The sequence below is a fragment of the Lysinibacillus sp. NPDC047702 genome (assembly GCF_050272555.1).
Lineage (GTDB): Bacteria > Bacillota > Bacilli > Bacillales_A > Planococcaceae > Lysinibacillus.
The window spans coordinates 13,884-35,941 of record NZ_JBNNMG010000022.1; the positions used below are offsets into that span (position 1 = coordinate 13,884).

Here is a 22,058-nt window from a genome sequence, read left to right on the forward strand (position 1 = left end):
ATTATTCCTCAACTACCTTTAAGAAGTTGACATACATTTTAGATGCATGTGCACGTGTAATAAAATTAGTGGGATTAAACAAACCGTTTGAGCCCTGTGCAATTTCAAAATCATATAAGAAAGTAATTGCTTGCTGAGATTCCTTTGATAGCTCCGCAATATCATTCAAGGGTGCAATAGTTTTTGATGTATAAGGCTTGCCTGTTTTATGTGTATAGGCATTTGCTAGCATAACTGCTAATTCCTCACGTGAAATAGGTGAGGAGGGTGAAAATTTATTGGACTTTACTACTAATATATCGGCATCGTAAGCAGCAGCAATTTCTTGTTTTGTTTCCTCTTTATATGAGCTAATGTCCATAAAAGGTGCATTTCCGGAACTTGTTAAATGAAGAGCTCGCACTAAAATCGATACAGCCTGTACACGACTTAAATTGTTATCTGGCTTAAATGTATTGTCCTCATAGCCCTTTAATAAACCTTTAGCTACTGCAGCCTCAATATCAGACTTTGCCCAATGAGATTGTGTATCCTTAAAGCTCACTTTAGCAGGCGGAACTGTAGGTTGATTTGGCTGAACTGGTGTTGATGGATTATTATTATTTGGCTTTTTATCAGATGTATCATATAGCTTTGTTTTACCTGTAAGCAGCCGGTTATATGCTACTAATGTATAAGAAGCCTGCTCTGTTGCCATGCCGTTAGCTACAGTTTCAGTTAATACATGCTTGAAGCCGCCATCTTTTGCATTATAGAAGGTGAAAAAGCTTTCAAATAACTTATTAAAACGCTGATCTTTGTTGACATCAATATTTAAGCTAGCAAGTGCTGTAATAATTTGTGCAACACTTTCTAGGTTTGTTGTTCCCCAGCTTTTGTAGCTACCATTAGCTCCTTGCAAGTTTTCTAATGTATTAAGTGCTTTATTAATAGATGCCTTAACATCCGCCCTATCTTTATATGTTGAAAGAGCTTGAATAGCCATTGCTGTCATATCGGGATCGGCTTTCACTCCTGATAAATCCCATCCACCGTCAGGCAATTGCTTTGAGAGAATGTGCTGAATAAGCTTTTCACGTGTCGTTGTTGCTGTTTTAGGAAGCTCGAAGCTCCATGTATCTAAAGCGATTAATGCAAAATAAGCACCATTCGGACCTTGCCATACTACTTTGTCAAAATCACTTAATTTTTCGATTAAATTGTAGCCGCCTACATTTGTGGGGTCTTTTCCAATAGCAGTGAGCGCAATAATTAAACGTGAGTATTCAGTATATTTACGATTGTGTAATTCACCTTTTACTGATTGTACATGCTTCACAACATTTTCATAATATTTGTCATAATAGCCTTTTGGAACATTGTATTCACCACGTGCAAGGGCAATAATAAACCACTCATCACCAAAAGAGGGATTTGGAGCTTTGCTTACAATAAACTGCCCTGTTGTATGATAAGCATCTACAGTTGATACTTGCTGTGCAGAAACTGGAGCCGCAATAAGCAACAATGTAAGTAGCATGATAAGCATTGATAATCTTTGTTTCATTTGAACAACCTCCAATCTATAAAAAGCTACTAACCCAAATGCGTTGAGCATCTAGGTTAGTATGGAAAGTCACATGATGTCTGCGATATTTAACGTACGTTTTAAAATTTTTGCTGTTTGCCCACGCGTTAACGAAGCACGTGGATCGAATAAACCATTTGGCTTTCCAGTCATAATATCCAGACTATTTAATAGCTCAATATAAGGTAAATATTCAGCACTAATATTATTAGCATCATTGAAGTTAACCTTTCCAGTAGCTTTTACATCCGTATTTAAATATTCTAAAATGCGCGCCATAAATGCTGCGCCTTGCTGACGTGTAATTGGTGCCTCCGGATTAAATGTTGAAGCCGTTGTCCCCTTCGTAATACCCGCTTCGTACAGAGCTTGGATATCTGCCGCATACCATTTGCCGTCAGTATCATTGAATGGATTGTCACCTGTAGCTCGTAGACCTAGTGCACGGCTTATTAATACCGCAAATTGTGCACGAGTAATTGGTTTATTTGGCTCAAATGTTTCTGGAGTTGTGCCTTGAATTATAGAACGGCTCGCTAAAAACTCAATTTCTTCTTTGTTTGCTAAATGTGCAATATCATTAAATGTGACTGTTCTTTCAGTTACAATAAATGTGCCACTTGCTCTTAAGAATAGAACAATCTTGCCGTTCACGATTTTATGTGGTACAGGTTTGTATTCACCATCAATAAGCTGTAGAACAACAGTGTTAGGTTTTACTTCGAAAGTTGCTAAAGTAACCTTTAAGTAATCTTGCTTTATTGATAATGGTTTTAATTCCCCATTAGAAGCTTCGATTGCAAAGCTAATAGTAAATTGGTTATTTTCAGCATGTGTTGTAACAGAGGCAATAATTTTTTCATTTTTTGCAAGTTCAACGTCCGATAGACCAGATATCGGAATGTCTATTTTGTTGCCTTTTTCATCTTCAACAACAATTGTTTTACTTTGATTTTCAAGATGCTTCTGAATATCTTCAAGTGTCAATGTTATCTCAGTTTTACCATTTTTAGAACTTTCTTCGGTTACATCAGTTACTGTCTTGTCATTAATTGCTTCCTTGTCAGTGTTTTCTTTTTCAACTTCCTTTTTTTCTTCATCCACTTTGTCTTGTTCAGGGGTTTTCTCTACATCCTCAACATAACCGCCAATATCTTTTCCTAAGTCACGTGTGTATATCCACTCAACGGAGTCGTTTGGAGCCAACGCGTAATTCGCTGCTGAAAATGAAGGGAATACTCCATTCACACGGTACATCCAACCACTTAAAGGTCCACGGTCAAATTCAAAAACACCAGCAATTCCATCAATATATGTTCCGTATTCTGTTTGACGATAGCTCAATGCAACACCGTTTTCTGCTGTTACTCGCTTTAAAACATCAAAAACAGTTTCACCAGTAAATAATTTAGTGGCTATTGGTTTTAATGGCACTTCAGAGGACGAAATTTGAATTGAAAATGTTGTATAGCCAATTTCCTCTTTTTCAGTAGGAATAGATGGCTGATTACCATTGTCACCAGGTGAGGTATGCTCATCATCATCACTACCATCCTCGTCCCCAGGCTTAGTCTGTTTGTTTTTCGTGTCTGACATATCATAGAGCGGTGTTTGTCCGCTTAAAAGACGGTTGTAAGCTGCTAGTGTATAGCCAACTTGAACTGTCGCCATACCATCTGCTTTTGATTGGCTTTGAACATGTTTAAAGCCACCGTCACCAGAGCTAAATGTCATAATATTAGCAATAACTTTATCGAATCGTTTATCTTTATTTGCATCAATGCCTAAGCTGGCAAGTGCTGTTATAACTTGGGCGGCACTTTCAGCAGCTTCCGGGCTGCCCGCTGTCGAAATATAGCCACCTTTAGCTGTTTGGATGGCTAATAATTTAGCTATTGAGCGATCAGTTACAGCCTTTACTTGAGGATTACTTTGATATGGTGCTAATGCTTGAAGTACCATCCCTGTCATATCAGGATCAGGATCAGTACCGCTCCATGCAAATCCGCCACCATTTTTTATTTCCTTTGATAAAATATTTTGAATTAATTTATCCCGTGTTGTTGTCGCAGTTTTAGGTAATTCAAATCCCCAAGTATCCAGTGCAATTAATGAAAAGATAGTTGAGTTGACACCAGGGCTCGTAGCAAAATTCAAATCTGATAACTTTTCAACTAGATTGTAGCCAGCTACATCTTTCGGATCTTTCCCAATTGCTGTGAGAGCAATTATAACTCGAGCCCAGTCCGTTGCTTGAGTCCCTATTTCCCCATTTGTTGCTTTTACATGACTAACGAGATTGCGATAATATTTATCATAATACGTTGCATATTTTGCAGTATTATCACCACGAGCTAATGTTAATATAGTCCATTCAGACCCATAAACGGGCTCATATGCACCTTTCGTCAAGTAGTTAGCAACAGCAGTGTATATTTCAACTGTTGTCGGTTGTAGTTCAACTAAGCGCTTTTGTAAAGCTTCCAGTTGCTTGTAATTTGTTACTCTGCTTTTATGTGCAAATAATAACTTATCATAAGCTTGCTGTGCTTCAAGAACTTTTAATTGGTCAGCCCAAGTAAGTGCTTCTACAGTAGGAAGTGCACCGATTTTTTCGATAACTTGTTTAATATCATCCTCTGCATTAATCATTTTCTCCTTATCGAGGAGATCATTATAGTTTGATACCCCTTTGGAGACACCAGGTATATTGTTTGGATTAGCTAACTTTTTCAAAGCTTCTTTTGCAGTTTTTAATTGTTCTTCTGCTAATGGGCTATTAATATCAATAGCATCAATTAATAGTTCAACATATTTAACTTCCTTGGCAAAAAGGTCTCCCTTATTTGCTACCTTTTTTTGTTCTGCTGTAGGTATAACAGCATATTTTTTTCTTGCATAATCAAGTTGCTCTTTTATTGCTGAATCAATTGTTAAATCTTCTAGTTTAGGAAGCGCATCAATAGCAAGGAATGTATATTTAACTTCTTTTGCTGCAAGTTCTTGATTAAATGCTAGTATATCTGCTGGATCTGTTACTTTTTTTGGATCACGATAACCAGATGGTTTAATCAGAGAATTATATTTTCCACGAACTGCCTCTAACTTCTTATCCAATTCATCGCTTAAAGAAATAATCTCTTCAGGTGCAGGTATGGCGTTGTTCGGATCTTGCATATAATATCTAAAATACGTAATTTCTTTTTCTAGTAAATTGAAAATATAAGGTAGTTTATTTTCTGATCTTAATAGAGTACGAGCAGGCTCTTTTACTTTAATTTCTAGCTCGCGAGCTTCTAGTAGCAACTGATATGTTGATTCATCGGCTCTTTCGATTGTAGGGAGAGCGATAATAAAATCTATTGCCTCACGAGCTTCTGGTGAAATAACATATACTTTAACTTCTTTAGTTCCACTATCTAATTGAGCGGTAATGACTGTCTCTCCGATTGCCTGAGCTATTACGTTCCCATTAGTGTCAACTGTTGCAATTCCAGAGTTACCTGAAGACCACATAACTGTGGCACTGTCACCTGTTGTTGAGTTAGTTGCAGTAAGTTGAAATGTTTCTCCCACTAATAATAGTAAAGGTTCCTCCGTGTTTAGCTGAACGTCGCTAATAGCTAGGGGCGCAACTTCTACGTAAGGAGCTACCTCCGTTGCATCCCCTAATTGTGTAAGATTATCGGATTCAATTTCATCAACAGATTGCAGTGCATTTTCCTGTTCTGCTGAATGCTCTACTTCTTTTTCATTATCCGACCCTGTAGCATTATCCTGCTTTCCTGAATCATCAGGTTCAATACCATTTATGTTTGTAGTAGGGTCGAGTAAATCCCCTTCAAAATCCTGTGCCTTAATTGCAGTGACTGGAGAAAATAGCGATACGATCAAAATAAAAATAATTGCTATATGTAGCTTTTTTTTCCACATCGTCATATAAAATTCACTTCCTTTATAAATAATTAAATACTGACAAGCTGAATTAATTCATCTTGTCAGTATCAATTTATCTAGCTATTGTACTTTCACTTCAACTGGCTCACTTGCTGAGCTACCGAACAAAGCATTGGCAGAAGCTGTAATAGTAATAGTGCCTGCCTGCGCTGTACCCGCAAATGTAATAACAGCTTGTTGGTTTGTATTCACAGTAATAGACTGAGCTGTTAATGCTGTTGTCCCTGTGTTAATTGTCCAGTTTGCTAAATTAGAGGCATCTGGTGTTATAAATAAATCACCAGTTAAATTTACCGTAACGGATGGATTATTATCATTTACAGCAATTGAACTTGTCGTTTCTAATTTAGCCCATGTAGTGTAATAAATATGAACCACATCATCAGCCTCTAATTGATACTCAGCTAATCCATAATTGGGGCTAACGCCATTTACAGTGTATACCCAGCCATCCCAACCATTTAAACTGCCTGCAGCACGTCCATCAATTGATTGAAGATATGGACCATATTGAGTAGAAACTACTACATAAGGAATACCCTCAGCATCAAATACTTGCTCTACAAGCTCTAACGCTGTTGTCCCTTCTTGAACATTTACAGTTGTTCCTGCTAAAATTTCATCACATGAACCAGTACCGCATAAACCAGTCACTGATAACTGAACATCAAAATCTGCTGTTTGTGCTTCCTGACTTATGGGCTGTAATACTGCTGCACTTGCTGTTGGTGCTACGAGCGAAAATGCTAAAAGCATGACTAACGCTAATTGCCACCATTTTTTGAAATGGACCATTTGTAAAACCTCCTATTTTTATTATTTCGTGAATGTTCTTGCAATTAACTCGAAAACAAAAAGATGCTTCTCCAAAAAGGGGAAGCATCTAATGGAAAACAGAAAAAAGGCGCAAAAACATAGTTTGCCTGTCCGTCTATTTGCCGTAGGTTCTCCTAGCTTCCGAAGAGAGTTAATACGATAAAATAAAGGTAGGTCTCCTGGCTTGTGCATCCTATTCAGAACCTTCCCATCTACTGGAGGCATTTTTCCTCGTTTGACAGTGGTATTTTCTGTAGTCATCTACACTTACAGTTGCGGAAACAGCTTCGGCTTTGTACCGAATTCCCTATTAAGCTCTTAAAAGAGCACCTTTATTCTGCAATTCTTATTCACTTACTGTTAAGTTTAGCATATATTTCTATTTTTCAAAATAGTTAAATAAAAAAGAAGTATATTTTTTAGATATAGTAAGCTTTAAATAGTGTCAATATTATTATTTCACTGCTCATTAAAAAAGCAGTATTAAAAGCTATAGTTCAACGTTGCGGGGTGAAACAAAAAAATAGAAAATGATAACCTAACTTTCACACAATGGCTAGAAAATTTAAATCGAATTATAAAGAATGAAAGGAACAAATACGTATAGAATATATTATTCGATTGCATTTAACGCTGTATATAGATCATTATGAGAGCTTCAAAATTTAGATTGATAGAACTTGTTCAAATAAATTTTTTGAACCGTGTAAACGGCAAATACAAGCCAAATATGTTATAAGCTTAGCATCATCTTATTAACATTTCCATTACTAGGGCTGAAATATTACTACGAAATCGAGGAACTTCAGTTTATTACTACTCAGAGATTTGCAGAGTGTTGGCATTGGGAATATATGTACTAAGTTAGCCCATTTACTATATTACACAAAACAAAAAAGATGCAGTTAATTGCAGCTTTTTGTTTCATCTGTTTTCAGCAACGTACACGGTGATTGTGATAATTGATAAACGGTAATTTCCGCGTGTATTTGCGTTTATCGCTTAATCTATTCACAAGAGCTTTATAAAGATGGGCTTTTTCTTTGATATTCTTAGTGCTCTGCAGAAATTGAAGTATAAAAGTCTTCAAGCTTTTTGCTGTACGTTTCTTTTTATAAGGTTTGCTACCGCACTTGAACGGTTGTCATTGCAGATGCTTTAATCGTCTGATGCTGTGGGGGCCCTTTTGGTTCAATAAATAACGTTGAGTAATATGCCTCAGCAATCGTAATTAGGTAAATGACAAAAAGTAATTGTTTAGTTCAATGATTCAAAAATATATTTCTCCTTTTTAGTGCAATCAATCAATTACGCCCTAGCGTAATTGAGTCTGGATTTTTTTCGAGCTCGCTCGAAAAGCTCCTCTTCAAAATCCGTGACATCCGCCAGGGGCTTTGGGCCAACGTGATGTTGGTCACTCAGTCATTGCCACAGGACGTGGCGTTCTTAGTCTGAGTTCCTCTATTTCAGCGGGCGTTTGTACCCCACTGAATAGGAAATAAATCGCATTCATCTCGCCACCTATAGAGGTGGAGTATTCTGCTGAATCAAGATAAAAAATGTATAGTATTAATACGAGCAGTCATAAAAAAAGTTTCACCTAAACTAAATTTTTTGAAAAAAAGTTACCTCGCATTAAAATATCCGGCTACTGTATGCCGGATATTTAGGGCCTTTATTATGAATCAATGGATAGTATCTATAGCTTGTTGAATTAGATTTGATAAAGAAGCAATCCCCTTTTGCTCTAAATGAACGCCATCTGGAGCGAAAAACTCTGGATGATTGATTGCAGCAGCATGCCAATCAATCAACGTAATATTTTCATGTTCCTGCGCTTTCTTTTGTAATGCTTGATTTACTTTTCCCTCCCATGAACGGGGTACACGTGTATTTACTAAATAAATATCAGCATTGGAAAAAGTCTTTAATAGGGTATCAATTTGTGTATTTGTAAAATAGCCGTTTGTTCCGAGCTGAATGATGACTGCTTTATCTGGTTGATTAAAGCTTGCATAATTAGGTGCTAATTTAACGGCTTGTGAAACTTGGCGACCAATTTTTGCATCTATGGTAATGCTAGGATAGATGTTATGTAAGCTCTTAGCAATATCTATCATTACAGAATCGCCAATGGCCAATATTCCATTATATGATTCATGAACTTCTGTCTCATTTTCCTCCTGCTCAGGCTCTACTGCATATTGATCCGTATTTGAATCAACATTCTCTTCTCCATCAATTAACGACTCCTGCTGAGATGTTCCCTGCTCCTTTTCGGAATCATGATTGGTTGAAGGCTGCTGTTTTCCACCATCTATTTTAATATTCGTAGGCCGTGACTCAATAGATTCTATTTTCTCTTCACCTACAACCCCTGTCATTCCAGTAAAAAATACTAGAAGGAAAAGTGGAATGAGCGTGGTTGAAATTTTTCTAGCAAGCGTGAAGCTTCCCCATTTGTGTTTATTGAATATAAAATACTGTCTAAAATAACAGCGGAACCCATCCTTACGAATCGGCATTTCAATAAAACGATAGGATAGTTCTGCAATTATAAAGATAAGCATCAGCTGTAGAGCAATTCGCCAATAAGCTGGATTGCCTATTTCGTATACTGGAGTACCTAAAACAATAATTGGATAATGCCATAGATAAATCCCGTACGATCTTGAACCAATCCAACGCAAAGGCTTCCAAGAAAGGATTTTTCCTAAAAAGCTAACTGGGTGACATACGCAACCTATTAAGATGGCTGCATTTAAGCAAAATACGAACATCCCTCCTCGATATAGGAAAGATTGATATTCATCCACCAACAAAATACTGATAATGAAAATACTAAAAGTTACTAAGCTTACACTATTTAGCTGATAGACATGATTAGTAGAGATTTTTTGTGTTGAAAGTCTTTTCATCGGCCAGATAAGAGCCAACCAGCAACCTATTAATAATTCAAAAGAACGCGTATCTGTTCCATAATATACACGACTAGGATCTGCTCCTGGTTGATATAGTATAGCCATTAGCACCGCGGAACTGAATGCCCCCAGAAAAACAAAAATAGCGAGCTTATTTTGCTTTTTGGCAATAAGAAGCCCAAGCATTAAAAGAATTGGCCATAATAAATAAAATTGTTCCTCAATAGCTAGCGACCATAAATTCTTTAATGGCGAAGGGGAACCAAAACTATCAAAATAGGAGAGTTTGTGAAAAATAAACCACCAATTACTTGAATAAAAAATAGAGGAAATCGCATCACCACGTAGTGTATGAAGTAGCTCCTTATGAAATAAAGTCGCCCATGTAAATGTTACAATAATCATGACATAGGCAGCTGGAAGTAAACGTCTAAATCGTCCTAGCCAAAATTTCTTCAATCCAACAGACAACTGACTTCCTTTTAAAGGTAAAATAGTTGAGGTAATTAAATACCCTGATAAAACAAAAAAGATATCGACTCCTAAAAATCCCCCACTGGCCCATCTGAAATTAAAATGATAAGCAATAACAGCTAATACTGCTAATGCTCTAATCCCATCGAGTCCAGGGATATAACGATGATTGAATGACTTGCCTGACATAATATTCCTTCTCCCAATAATTTATAAACCTTTTCACCATGTATAATGTAAAAAAATATTAAAGCCAACATCGTCTCCTTTTGTATGTTCACTTATATAATGACGAATAAGGCACTTTAAAAGTTAATAATAAGTGCTATCTTCGTAAAATTTTTATTATATATGTATGTGCATTCAAAAAAAGAGGCTGGGACAAAAAGAAAAAATGTTAGATCGATTGTATCTCGGTCTAACATTTTTTTGATTTAAGAAGAATCAATCAACTCAGTGAAACGGAAAATTTATTATCCATTTTCGTTATTTTTCAAAATAATTAAGTTCTGTCCCAGCCTCTTTAAAAGCGTGATCGCCTAGCGCATATGCCTTAATTTTCTGCCCTAATATAAGAGCTAACTCGAAAATTATAAGACAAGAAATAAACAATTTAAAGGCTTTTCATTATGTTTTTGTAAATAAATTTTTGGTAATTTTGTTAACAGCCGTTCATTTTTCATACTTTGTCCAAAACATGATTTTTGCCTTCTTTTAAATTAGCAAAAAGAAGGCAAATCATTTCTCTACTATACTATTATGAATCCTGTTTTTCTGTAATAAAGGATTTGGCAATGGCTTTCCCAATTATAGCAATTGTACGATTCAATTCATCTTCTGTATTATCTATTCCACCTAGTTCTATTAAAATCATTTCTTTCGTTAAATCCTGATTATAGCGTCCATCTACATTGTCACCGCTTTTAGAGATCACACCTCTAGAAATTTTCGGCACAATTTCATTCATAGCAGCTGATAAGCTTTCTGCATAAGCAGTATTCCATCTATAATTTTTATGCTCTGCTCCTACAACGATGGCAATTCGAGCATAGGACTCATTGTTGTGTGTGATCGTTGTAGCATTTTTCTTGGCAGAATCTCGATGCAAATCAATAACTAAATCATAGGTTTGCTCTTGCAAACGTTTAGATAAATAAGGACGCACCGTATTATAAGCATCTGGAAAAGTTTTTCCCTCAAGCTTCATTACCTTCATAACATCAACATCTAAAACATCCGTTTGAATACCATTCATACTAAAATGCTTAGAAATAGCTCCTTGTAAATTATAAATATTTGTTTTCTCATCATAAACATCCGCTTTTCCACTGACAGCTTTCACCATTGGTTGATAGGATTCTTGGGAATGGGTAAATAATAATAATACTTTAAAAGGATTAGTTTCTTTTGTCTGCTCTAGTGCACTTTGTTCAGCTAGATTCGTAGCGGCAAACACGACTTGCTTATCCTCGGGTTGTTTAATCGGAGTCGATGCTTGCTTGTTGAACGGAAGTTGCCCAGCAATGACAGGTAATACGAAGAAGAACAATAATAAACCAAATGACCACTGTAGTTTTTTTAGCAAAGTCACACCCTCCTCCACTTATCGTATGGAGGGGGTGCATCTTTTAGAACGAAAAAAATTAGAGTTTATTTGCCCACTTCATCAGCATAGATGAAACGAGTTTTGCATAGCTATCTATCCAATAATCGGCTTCCTTTGGCGTCACCATCAGCTGTGTATGTGAGCCTGCAAACGTCTCTTCAAACAATTGTTGACGCTCCTCCTTTGACCAAGTAGCCCACTCACCAAAGATTGGTTTTACTAAAGACATATCTACTTCTTTATTGATATCTGGCTGCCAGGACGACAAGGACAATTTGGATGATGGCTTACTCCGTTCTGCAACCCGTGCAGCTATTGAACGAAGCATGAGCTCTACAGCATCCGCAATTAATACTGGCGCATCGACAACTGTAGGAATACCAATTGCTGTTACAGGAATCCCCAGCATTTCATAGGAAATTTCCTTACGCTGATTTCCTACACCAGAACCTGGATGGATACCTGTATTCGTTAACTGAATTGTTTTACATAATCGAGTGCTGGCTCTTGTTGCCAATGCATCGACAACAATAATTAATTTAGGCTTTAGTCGCTCTGCTATTGCAGCTACAAATTCTCCTGTTTCATAACCTGTTTGTCCTGTTACACCAGGCGCATACATGACAAATTTTTCATCAATCACATCTAGGCTATGCAAATGATCAATAAGATATGGTCCTATTGCATCAGGTGTAATGGTGCGATTACCCAAACCAATAATTAAAATTTTGTCATCCTTATTCCAAGATAATGCTTCATGCATTTTTTTAAAATTCTCAAGCAACTCATTTTCAAGCTGCTCAAATCCATCGTGATCATCTAGCCTCAAGGTTGGTACAGAGAGGGTAATATATTGACCTTCCTTTTTACCAATTTGCTTTTCACCTTCTGCATTCACTAACACATCTGTAATTTTTACTCGACCAGCAGTTCGATCTTCAACTTGAATCCCGCTCGATTGTTCAAGTGTTTCTTTCTGCTCTTTCGTTTGGTGTAACACTACTTCTTCAGATTCGTCAATTAAATCTGTACGTTGCCAATTTAAATTTTGCATACAGTTCACCTCAATCTGTAGTTTGTTCAAACTGTCAAGTAAATATTCTTTGCATAAATCTATTGCAATTTGGTCAAGCGTTTGTTAAAATGATTTTTGTTGTATTGACACAAGAAATCAATGAGAAGATATCATCTCGTACCTAATTTAGGAGGTGAAAGATATGCCAAACATTAAATCTGCAATTAAACGCGTAAAAGTTAACGCTAAAGCTAACGCTGCTAACTCTCAAGCTAAATCTGCAATGCGTACTACAGTGAAAAAAGCTGAAAACGCTGTTGCTGCTAATGCTGAAAACGCACAAGAACTTTTACAAGCAGCTTACAAATCTTTAGATAAAGCAGCTTCAAAAGGACTTATCCACAAAAACGCGGCGGCTCGTAAAAAGTCTCGCCTTGCTAAAAAAGCGTAATTGTTTAAAGGATCAGTATACTCTTTAAGAGTAGCTGGTCTTTTTTATTTATAGAGACAAATAAGAGCTGTCCTTTAATGCTAGACAGCTCTTCTATCATATTATTAGAGTTGACGCAATAAGAAAAGCTCTAAATAACGCTCACGATTACCCCCAGTCGACTTTAACTGTAAATCGACTTCTGCTAATTGATACAATGCTTTCAACAGGCTCTCCTCCGATGGACGATGACGCTGCTCTACCATTAACTTAACACGATATGGATGTATCTTTAAATTTTTTGCAATTTGCTGTGGATGGTAGCCTTTTTTCAATAAATAAAATACATTGGACATCGTACGTACATTTGATGCAAGCAATCCAACAAGCATGATAGGCTCTTGCTTTTGACGCAATAAATCATGATAAATAGTCAAAGCCGCAACAGAGTCATTTGCAAAATAAGCATTTAACATTTTAAAGGCATCCTGCTCTAATGTTTTTGCGACTAAATCCTCGACTAACGAAGTTGTAATCTCTCCTCCATCACCTAAATATAGACTTAACTTCTCAATCTCCATTTGTAGCTGTAACATATTTGGTCCAACCATCGCCACAAGCTGCTCAATAGCATTCTGTGTAATACTATTGCCCTCTGCTTTAACAACACTTTGAATCCACACGGCTAAATCCTGTTCTTTTGGAGTTTCAGCTTGTACTAATAGTGCGTGTTCCTTCATCATTTTTGTTACTTTTTTACGTTCGTCTAATTTTTCATAGGGTGCGATAAATACAGTTATCGAAAAATCAGAGGGATTCGCCAGCCATGCCTCTAATCGCTTAACGTCATGGTCAATTTTTTCCTTCTCCTTTTCAGTCGCCTTTAAAAAAGAGGCATTTTTGGCTATAATAAGCTTTCGCTCAGAGAAAAAAGGAATTGTATCTGCTTCATCCATCACAGCATCGACTGGCAATTCCTCTAAATCAAATGTAGACAATTCTAGCTCCTCTTCGGGTCCCATTGCCTCTTTTATTCGTTTAACCGTTTCATCTATAAAATAGTTTTCTTCTCCAACAAGTAAATATACAGGCGAGAGCTGTGCTTTTTTGATATTGTTCCAAACCGTTGAAATCATACTTTTCCCTCCATCTAGCAATACTATTAGTATACATCATTTATTTTTCCTATGTGACTTTGACTGAATTGTGTCGATTCCTTGCCACGGCGTGAATTCTCCTTTTCGATATAGCTTTTATGAAAATGATGTCTTATAATAAATAACAGAATTGGAGGGATAACAATGAATCCATTTGAAGGAAAAAACATACAATGTCGCCGTAATGATGCAATCGATTCTGGCGTTGGTTTCGGTGTATCATTCGGAGTGTTTGCAGTTATGTTTATCATCGCAACAATAGTAGAATTCGTATCTAAATAATCGAACATAATGTACGAAGGAAAAAGACCCTGCTCATTGGACAAGGTCTTTTTCCTTTTGCACTGACCATTTACTTCCATGAACACGCACTTCAATCGTACCATCTATACCAGTAATCAAAGTAGGTAGATTTCGGTTGAAGAAACGATTCATCACTTCTTCATGTGGATGTCCATATCGATTATGAAGCCCTGCACTAAAAATAGTTATTTCAGGCCGCAGTAGCTCCACGAACTGTTCAATGCTAGATGTTTTACTACCATGATGTCCAGCCTTCAGTAACGTTATATTCGCCAATTGGCTTTTATATAGCTTGATCAGCTGATGTTCACCAGGCTCCTCTAAATCACCAGTTAACAATGCTCGAAAGCTTCCCTGCTGCACAAATAGAACAATTGAATCATCATTTCCCTCATAGTGAGTATCGCGGGGCCACAAATAGTGGAAGCTAGTATTTCCCACTTGCCAAGCTGTCCCTTGCATTTTTTCTTTCACTGGAATTTTTCGCTTTTTGACCTCGATTAATAAATCATACATCACGGGCTTATCAAGTGAACCAGGAGTAACGTGAATTTCTTGCATATTAATTTCCTGCAAAATCTCCTCAGCTCCCTCTACATGATCCGCATCTGCATGTGTAACGATAAAAATATCTATGTCACGTATTCCTTTTCCCTTTAAAAATGGTACAACAATCTGCCTCCCAACTTCATATGGACTATCTGTTCTCTTCCATGCTACCTGATCGAAGCGCAGTAAACCTCCTGAATCAATGACATAGACTGCCTTTCTAAACGGTAATTCAATCACTGTACAATCTCCTTGCCCAACGTTTAAAAATGTAAACTTAGTTTCTGTAAACAGCATTGGAGACAGATGAATAGCAAATGCAGGTAACAGAATCACAGCTGCAAATTTACCATAATGCTTCTTCTCTAAAAAATAAAAGCCCACTAATACACTACCCATTGCCGCACAACTTAGCCAAAAGGAAGGCTTTCCTGGTGACCATAATTGAAACGGCCACTGCTGGCTATAAAGGATAAACTCTGTAAGCCAAACTCGAAGCGGCTCGTAGATAGCAAAGAAGAGTTTTGTGACAGGTAAGGATATAAACGTTAGTACAAGAAGAACAATATTAATGGGTAAAATAACAAATGAAAATAATGGAACAAAAATAATATTTGCAATAAATGAAGAAATGGATATTTCATAAAAATGATGGAGTAATAAAGGATAAACCAGCAGCTGACAAACAAGCGTAATGAAAAAGGAACGAATCAGCGTAGTTGCTGATTGCCTAAAGATGACACCTGAATAAATAAGGCTAATAGCAGCTAAATAGGATAATTGAAAGCCAATTTGAAAAATAACACCTGGCTCAAAAAGGACAAAGCCTATAAAACTTATAGCAAGCGCATCATCGATAGGAAGCTGCAACTTAGCATGGCGCATTAGTAGAATTAATTCAACGACAGATACAGCACGCCAAACAGAGGGTGCTCCCCCTGCTAATACACCGTATATGGGTAAAATGATGACAAGCACTATAGTAGCTATCTCTCTCCGTACACCTATCCGTAAGAGACCTTCAAATAATAACCATGACACAAGAGCCACATGTAGTCCAGAAATCGCAAAAAGATGTGTAATTCCAAGCTTTTGATAGGCTCGTTGAAGCTCAGTATCTACTTGATCCTGTAAACCAATTAGAAGTGCCTGTGCCTCTGCAACGAGTGATGGTGGAAACGTTCTCTCGATATGGTTTTTTATAGTGTGTCTCTGCTTTGCAAGGAAAGATTGAATAGATTTTTTCTCTTCTACAAACGTCCAGCCTGAAATCTCAACTATTCCAACTGCACCTTTGCTTAGCAGGTATTTCTCCATCGAGAATGCATATTGATGGGCTGGAGGTAGAGGTGTAACTAATTCCCCCTGTACAAGGTAGGTGAAGCCTGTTATTGAGGTTTTTTCATAATAGGTTTTCTCTTGCTCAGAAGAAAACGTATACACGACATACAGTTTGTCACCTGTCTTGGTTTTTGCAAAGCCTCGAAGGTTTTGACCATTTATTTTATATTCACTTGTCCAAGTAATTTGAAATGTTGACGGTAGCGGGGAAGGTTCCGTCAGTTGAAATGTAACAAGGAAGAGATAGCTAAGTAATCCCGTGCCGATTACCAAACCTGAGGTGAAATGTGTTTCACCTTTCAAGTAAAGCCAGACAACAACAAGGAGGAGAATAGACAGTAGCCAAGCTGACTTGTGTGCCGCTATTGAGGCTGCAAGTACAGCTAATGCTACGTGAATCCATTTATGCTTTAAAGATTTTTGCCAAATAATGCACTCACCTTCTGTTCATATGGGCGCAATTTTTCAGCAGACATTCCATTCTCACGAAGCTCATTTAGCATGTCTATGTACAAGGCTAATTTTTCGTCGCTTAAAAAGTCGATTTTACGTTCATCAAATGGTACGTGAACGACCTCCACACCTGCTTTTTCAAATAATTCCTGTGCATACGGGTTATTTTTATAATCTGTCGCATAGTACACACGCTCAATACCCGCTTGAATTATAGATTTTGTGCATGGGAGACATGGAAAATGAGTCACATATAGATCTGCCCCCCTCGTAGGCGTGCCATATTTAGCACATTGTAGAAGTGCATTCATCTCAGCATGTACTGTACGTACACAATGATTGTCTACAACATAGCACCCCTTCTCAATACAATGTTCATCACCTGTAATTGAGCCATTATAGCCTCCAGCAATAATTCGTTTATCCCGCACAACGGTTGCGCCAACGGCCAGTCTTGTACATGTACTACGCAACGCAAGAAGATGGCTTTGTGCCATAAAAAATTGGTTCCAAGTAATTCGCTCCATATGACTACCTCCAAAAAAATTATTTTAAAATCTAACTTTCTATCATATCACTTTTCTACTATAGTGTAGCCCTTTTAGAAAAGAGTCGTCAATATGACTAAATTTTCAGCTATTCCTTTACTGTAATAGAATCCTTCAGCTTCTCAAAGGTTTTTTCACCAATTCCATTTACTTTTTTTAAATCCTCAATGGTTATAAAGCTTCCATTCTCCTCACGATAGGAAATTATACTTTGGGCCTTAGACGGGCCAATCCCTGATAAAGTTGACAGGGCTGCTTCATCTGCTTTATTTAAATTGACCTTTTGACTTTTTGGATTACTTTCACTGGGTGATATTCCACTAGTAGGCATCGACACAATGGAAGCCGTGATTTCGTCTAGCTTTTCACCCCTAACAGGGATATAAATAACCATTTCGTCCTGAACTTTCTGGGCATGGTTAATAAGTTGGGGAGCAGCTTCCTGCGTATAGCCGCCAGCCAGCTGCACAACATCCATAATACGTTGGTCGGCTTGTAGCTCATAAACACCAGGATACATAACAGCACCCTTTATATCCACAAACACCTGCTGTATGACCGCTTCTTTAGCAGGTTCATCTTGTTCAATTGGTTCAATTGGTTGGATTGTTTCGACGAGCTCTTTCTGGGGAGATGAAGAGTCGGAACTCGAAAAAAAGAAGTAACAAAGTCCACTGATTACAAGTATGGCGGGGAGCAGCATACTCTTTTTATACTTTTGCCATAAGGATTGGAGCATTCTCTACATCCTTTCTTTGCAAAAGGTAATCATATGGAGTCTATTTCATCTTACAATATCATCCTTGTATTGAAAAGGTAGTTTAACAATAAAATGATATATCTTTTTGATTGACGGAACCTTATATGACTCTGACATTATTATGCAAAATTATGTTATGCTTTGAAAGAGACACTTCAAACCTTTGCGTACTGAAATGGAGGATGACAATGCAGCTAACAATACGGGCAAAGGGAGAAAATGTGAAAGCTATCTCCTATTTACTTTCAAAAAATCCGAATAATCTATATGAACGAAGAGTCAAGGGGCATTTAGTTCGACTTGTCTATCATGAGTTCACTGAAACAAATTTATCTGTAACAATCTTTGTTACACCAAATCCGCTTGCACTTGTCCAAAATGACAATGCACTTGATATAACACACTATATTAATGATCGCGAATTCGCCGCAAGCAGTATTTTTTTATCCCTTATCCGTTCTGCTTTAGGCACAGCATTAAATGGTAAGCCAAACGAAGAGTATTCAGAATGGGTCTTACATTCATTTGCATTTGAATTTGAAGTGGGACCCATCGCATCCACAATGACAAATGAGGAGATAAATGGTTTATTTGAGCCTCTAGGGTATACAGTCAGCATTGAAGCTATACATTATCAGCAACGTGCACGTTTTCTAACATTATCAGCGGACATCACGCTTCAACAAGCACTGCAGCATCTTTTTGTGCTCATCCCAGTGTTAGATGATTACAAGCACTATTTTATTGACCAATTAGAGGTAGATAAGCTTAATCGCTATGGAGAGGGCTGGTTAGCTATACATCCTATGCAAGAGGTTATTTATAAAAAAGCACTTCGTTTCTCACATCTATATAATAAGAGCACAACAGCAAAAACTTCTACTAGTTCTCTAAATACATTACGTTATGAAAAAATAGTGGAAACGATTAAGCAACTGCCACGAAAATCGACTATTGTGGATTTAGGCTCTGGTGAGGGCAAGCTTTCAAGTTTACTCGCCTATGTAAAAGGCATTGAGGAGCTGCTTGCGGTTGAACCAAGTGAAATAGCTATGAAAAAAGCGCTTAAGCGTTTTGAAGCGCTAGAGGGAGTGTATGTATCCCCTACACCTACATGGGGTTCTTTATTCTACTATGATGCACGTTTACAGCATAAGGATGTCATCATATTATGTGAAGTCATTGAACATATTGATGAGGAACGTCTTCCTAAGATTATGACATTATTGCTAACTCATTACAGTCCTCATACGTTAATTCTAACAACCCCAAATGCGGAATATAACAAAGTTTATGAACTGGATGCTATGCGTCATAATGATCACCGATTTGAATGGACTCGAGAACAATTCCAAAAATGGTGTCATGCGATGAATAATCATGAACAATATGAGCTTTCATTTACAGGCATTGGTGATCAACACGAGCTATATGGACAACCTACTCAAATGTGTATTTTTAGGAAAAAGGAGATGTGTATATGAACATCACGATACCAAGCACTGGGATTGTACTGCTAATTGGTCCATCCAATAGTGGGAAATCTACACTTTTACAGCATTGGGTAAATACAGGCATACTTTCTCCTTCAGAAATCATTAGTTCTGATACATATCGGACAATTGTTTCAGATACAAATTATATTGATTTTCAAGGTCATTCACAGGAAGAAGCAGAGCTTTTATATGAACAATATTTCGCAATCTCGTCACAAGCATTTGCCGTTATGGAGCGCGTCTTAGAGGCACGATGTAAGTTAAATAAATGTACCTTTGTTGATGCTACTCACTTAAAATCGGAAGAACGTCAGCAATATATATTACTAGGTAAAAAACTACATGTCCCTGTTTGTGCGATTGTATTGGATATTCCTTTAGAAGAATTACTACGTCGTGATACGTTGCGTAATGAACCTAGAGGGAGTAAACGTATTAAACAGCAGGCCCGATTATTGAATTCAGAAAAACGATTGATAAAAAAAGAGTCGTTTTTGAAAACGTATTTTGTAAAAGAAATAGAAGAGCTAACACTGACTAGACAAAAGTCCCTATTGTATCTAAAGGTAGAGGCAGGGCTTGATATTATTGGTGATATTCATGGCTGCTTTGACGAATTACTTGAATTACTTCAAAAGCTCGATTACGAAGTAAATAAGGATGGTTACTATATTCACCCACAAGGTCGACGCTTTGTTTCAGTTGGCGATATTATGAGTAGAGGGCCAAAATCAATCGAAACCATGGACTTTATTGAACGTCATATCTTGCGCGGGCTTGCCTATATGACTGATAGTAATCATGGCTGGAAAATCGCTCGCTGGTTAGATGGACGCCATGTTTCATTACAGCATGGGGATGAACTGGTAGAAGCAGAATTTTTGGACTATGAAAATACCTATGGAGCGGAGCAAACGGCAGCCTTAAAAGCTCGACTAGCAAAATGTTTACTATCCGCACCCTCCCATTATGTGCTGGTGAATAATGGTCTTGCATCCGCTGTTGTCACACATGCAGGAATCCGTGATCATTATATAGGCAAGCAATCAGCTAGAATTTCTGATTTCTGTCGATATGGAGATGTACAAGAGTTAGATATTTCTGGCAAGCCTATACGCAATGATTGGTTTACAGAGCATCAAACATCCCAGCTAATTATTTGGGGGCATGACCCAAAAATCAATCCCCTTAAACAAAATCGTACTTTGAATATTGATCAGGGTGTTGTCTTTGGTGGTCAATTAACAGCATTTCGGTATCCCGAACAAACAATTACCACTGTAAATGCCTATAAAAACTATGCTGGAACGCAAAACAATCCCTTAATCGAAGCGAAAGCAAAGCGGTTCGAGCCACCAAACATTGCGACATTTTTAGCAGGATTCGCTGTTGAAACCCCATACTTTGGTACAATACAAATTGACGGTCCACAGGCAAAAGCAGCTATCGACAGCGTTTCACACTACACAGTGCCCTTAGAGCAGCTTTTTTATATACCACCAACTATGAGTCCCACTCCACAAACTTCTGCTCTTGACAATACTTTAGAGCATCCTGCTGAAGCATTTGCTTATTATAAAAAACATGGCGTTCAAACAATGATTGCCGAGAAGAAGCATATGGGGAGCCGTGCAGTAGTTTTATTATTTAAGGATGCACATCTTGCCAAAGAATATATGGACACGGAAATGCTCGGTATTTTGACTACTAGAACAGGCAGACGCTTTTTTGATAAAGAGATGGAACATAAAATTGTTCAACAGCTTCATTCTGAACTACTTGAGAAAAACTACTTTGAACACTTTAATACGAATTTTGTTCTGCTAGATGCGGAGATTCTACCTTGGAACTTAAAAGCACAACAGCTAATTGATCAGCAATATGCACATGTCGCTGAACAAGCTCTGATGGACCGTTCAAAGCTTGTAGAGAAATTACAAAATACAACACAAATCAATGTGTCAGAATGGCTTCAAGACTATCAGCACTTACTTAACAATGCACAACAATTTTCAACGGTTTATCAAAACTACTGCTGGGAGGTTCAAGACACGTCAGCTATTCAAATAGCACCTTTCCATATATTAGCACATAGCTCAGAAACATATTTCCACAAACCGCATACATGGCATATGGAAATGAATCGATTCTTTGCCAAAAATTCTACGATCTTCATTGAAACAGACTATAAAATTATACATGACGAAGCCTCTGAACAGGAGGTCATTGCATGGTGGGAGGAAATGACTGCTGCTGGTCATGAAGGAATTGTGATTAAACCTGAACTATTTGTAACAACATATAAAGGCAAATTAATTCAGCCAGCAATTAAAGTTCGTGGGCGGGAGTATTTGCGCATTATCTATGGCATGGATTATTTACAAGCTTCAAATTTAGCAAAACTTAGGGAACGCAATCCAAGTAAAAAAATGAGGCATGCATTACGTGAATTCGCACTTGGACTAGAAGGAATTGAACGTTTTGTAAGAGGCGAATCAACCTCCCGCATACATGAATGTGTGCTTGGTACATTAGCACTTGAAAGCGACCCTGTCGACCCAAGACTTTAAAAATTCATAAGTATGTGAACTCTATCCATCATTTTGACTGTTCTATCCGCTGATTCGTGGATTCTATCCATCACTTTTACTCTTCTATCCACCGA

The 22,058-nt window shown here is 37.5% G+C and carries 14 protein-coding genes and 1 riboswitch; of the genes, 4 read left to right on the plus strand and 10 right to left on the minus strand.

The window, feature by feature from the left end; translation table 11 throughout:
- Position 1: 1 nt before the first annotated feature.
- The 6 genes from ACQKIM_RS12475 to gpr all read right to left on the minus strand — a co-directional run bounded on the left by ACQKIM_RS12475 (position 2) and on the right by gpr (position 12,395).
- Positions 2-1,546 carry an S-layer homology domain-containing protein gene (locus ACQKIM_RS12475; protein WP_427544200.1) on the minus strand — a complete coding sequence of 515 codons (1,545 nt, stop codon included), beginning with the start codon at positions 1,544-1,546 and terminating at the stop codon, positions 2-4.
- A 69-nt stretch (positions 1,547-1,615) separates the two neighbouring features.
- Positions 1,616-5,506: an S-layer homology domain-containing protein gene (locus ACQKIM_RS12480; protein WP_427544203.1), complete on the minus strand. Its 3,891-nt coding sequence runs from the start codon at positions 5,504-5,506 to the stop codon at positions 1,616-1,618.
- A 78-nt stretch (positions 5,507-5,584) separates the two neighbouring features.
- Positions 5,585-6,319, minus strand: coding sequence for a DUF4430 domain-containing protein (locus ACQKIM_RS12485; RefSeq protein ID WP_427544206.1), 735 nt, complete (start codon positions 6,317-6,319; stop codon positions 5,585-5,587).
- A 173-nt stretch (positions 6,320-6,492) separates the two neighbouring features.
- Positions 6,493-6,689, minus strand: a riboswitch (cobalamin riboswitch).
- A gap of 1,336 nt (positions 6,690-8,025) precedes the next feature.
- On the minus strand, positions 8,026-9,924 hold the full coding sequence (locus ACQKIM_RS12490) for an acyltransferase family protein (RefSeq protein WP_427544209.1): 1,899 nt from the start codon (positions 9,922-9,924) through the stop codon (positions 8,026-8,028).
- 568 nt (positions 9,925-10,492) lie between these two features.
- Positions 10,493-11,326 (minus strand): stage II sporulation protein P, encoded by an 834-nt coding sequence (spoIIP, locus tag ACQKIM_RS12495; RefSeq protein WP_427544212.1) that lies wholly within the window; start codon positions 11,324-11,326, stop codon positions 10,493-10,495.
- 52 nt (positions 11,327-11,378) lie between these two features.
- Positions 11,379-12,395, minus strand: coding sequence for a GPR endopeptidase (gene gpr / locus ACQKIM_RS12500; RefSeq protein WP_427544215.1), 1,017 nt, complete (start codon positions 12,393-12,395; stop codon positions 11,379-11,381).
- 163 nt (positions 12,396-12,558) lie between these two features.
- Between gpr and rpsT the strand changes: the two genes are divergently transcribed.
- Entirely contained in the window at positions 12,559-12,807 is a 249-nt protein-coding gene (gene rpsT / locus ACQKIM_RS12505; RefSeq protein ID WP_283868823.1) for a 30S ribosomal protein S20, read from the plus strand.
- Positions 12,808-12,911: 104 nt separating this feature from the next.
- On the opposite strand, the gene holA is transcribed toward rpsT, so the two are convergent.
- Entirely contained in the window at positions 12,912-13,922 is a 1,011-nt protein-coding gene (gene holA, locus ACQKIM_RS12510; protein ID WP_427544218.1) for a DNA polymerase III subunit delta, read from the minus strand.
- A 165-nt stretch (positions 13,923-14,087) separates the two neighbouring features.
- Here holA and ACQKIM_RS12515 point away from each other — a divergent pair, with 165 nt between their 5' ends.
- Positions 14,088-14,225: a YqzM family protein gene (locus ACQKIM_RS12515; protein WP_427544221.1), complete on the plus strand. Its 138-nt coding sequence runs from the start codon at positions 14,088-14,090 to the stop codon at positions 14,223-14,225.
- A gap of 33 nt (positions 14,226-14,258) precedes the next feature.
- On the opposite strand, the gene ACQKIM_RS12520 is transcribed toward ACQKIM_RS12515, so the two are convergent.
- The 3 genes from ACQKIM_RS12520 to ACQKIM_RS12530 form a co-directional block, all read right to left on the minus strand.
- On the minus strand, positions 14,259-16,439 hold the full coding sequence (locus tag ACQKIM_RS12520) for a DNA internalization-related competence protein ComEC/Rec2 (protein WP_427544224.1): 2,181 nt from the start codon (positions 16,437-16,439) through the stop codon (positions 14,259-14,261).
- A 107-nt stretch (positions 16,440-16,546) separates the two neighbouring features.
- Positions 16,547-17,116: a ComE operon protein 2 gene (locus tag ACQKIM_RS12525; protein WP_427544227.1), complete on the minus strand. Its 570-nt coding sequence runs from the start codon at positions 17,114-17,116 to the stop codon at positions 16,547-16,549.
- Between the two features lie 109 nt (positions 17,117-17,225).
- Positions 17,226-17,876 (minus strand): helix-hairpin-helix domain-containing protein, encoded by a 651-nt coding sequence (locus tag ACQKIM_RS12530; protein ID WP_427544230.1) that lies wholly within the window; start codon positions 17,874-17,876, stop codon positions 17,226-17,228.
- A gap of 209 nt (positions 17,877-18,085) precedes the next feature.
- Here ACQKIM_RS12530 and ACQKIM_RS12535 point away from each other — a divergent pair, with 209 nt between their 5' ends.
- Together ACQKIM_RS12535 and ACQKIM_RS12540 are read left to right on the plus strand one after the other, a co-directional pair.
- Positions 18,086-19,381, plus strand: coding sequence for a methyltransferase domain-containing protein (locus ACQKIM_RS12535; protein WP_427544233.1), 1,296 nt, complete (start codon positions 18,086-18,088; stop codon positions 19,379-19,381).
- Positions 19,378-21,963: a polynucleotide kinase-phosphatase gene (locus tag ACQKIM_RS12540; protein WP_427544236.1), complete on the plus strand. Its 2,586-nt coding sequence runs from the start codon at positions 19,378-19,380 to the stop codon at positions 21,961-21,963. Before ACQKIM_RS12535 ends, ACQKIM_RS12540 begins: the two co-directional genes overlap by 4 nt.
- The last annotated feature ends 95 nt before the right edge of the window (positions 21,964-22,058 follow it).